This is a genomic window from Microbispora sp. CL1-1 (assembly GCF_012034195.1).
Lineage (GTDB): Bacteria > Actinomycetota > Actinomycetes > Streptosporangiales > Streptosporangiaceae > Microbispora.
This window is the reverse complement of sequence record NZ_JAATEK010000159.1, coordinates 1-748: the sequence shown is the minus strand read 5'-3', so window position 1 is coordinate 748 and position 748 is coordinate 1. Positions and strand designations below refer to the sequence as shown.

Below are 748 nucleotides of genomic sequence, written 5' to 3'. Positions count from 1 at the left end.
GCCGAGGCCCAGCGTGGGTGTGACGTGCGGAGACATCCTCGGGAGGAGGATCCGGCCGCGCCGCCTCCGATGGCGCTGCCTCCGAGGGCGCTGCCTGGGATGGCGGCGCATCCGAAGCCGTCGCACCCGAAGGGGCTGTGTCCGAAGGGGCTGTGTCCGAAGGTGCTGTGTCCGAAGGGGCAGCGTGCGAAGGGGCAGCGTGCGAAGGGGCTGTGTGCGAATGCCCGCCACCGTGAGCAGGCCATGCTGACGCACCCCGCCGGGCGTGGGTTGCTCCGGACCGGGCCGCGCCGCGAACGCAGCCATCGCCCTTGACGGGCGCGGTCTCGTCGCACTCGGCAGAGCCGGCGCTCGCGGTGTCGTCGTCCTCGGCGGAGTCGGCGTTCGCCGTGTCGTCGTCCTCGGCGGAGTCGGCGTTCGCGGTGTGGTCGCCCTCGGCAGCGGCGGTGTTCGCGGTGCTGCGCGGCTCGCACTCCCCACGCCGCCGCTCACCGGCCCCGCACTCACCCGCTCCCCAGCCACAAGGCTCCTCATCGCGAAGTCCGGTCGCGACGTCGCCGGAGCCAGCGGCAGGGTCGGTGGCGGGGACAGCCTCAGCAGTGTCGAGCTCGTCCGGGGTCTCGGGGCCGTCGGTGCCGCCCGCAGCACCCGGATCGCCCATCACGTCGGAGACGGCGTCGTCGGCCTGGCTGGGGTCGTCGGCGCTTCCGGTGGCGTCGGGGGCGTAGGCGTTGGTGTCGTCGGCGCT

Annotated in this window: 1 pseudogene; it reads right to left on the bottom strand. The window is 74.2% G+C overall.

Annotated features, from left to right (window positions below):
• Positions 1-748, bottom strand: a pseudogene (locus tag HCK04_RS41745) (hypothetical protein); the annotation flags it as partial.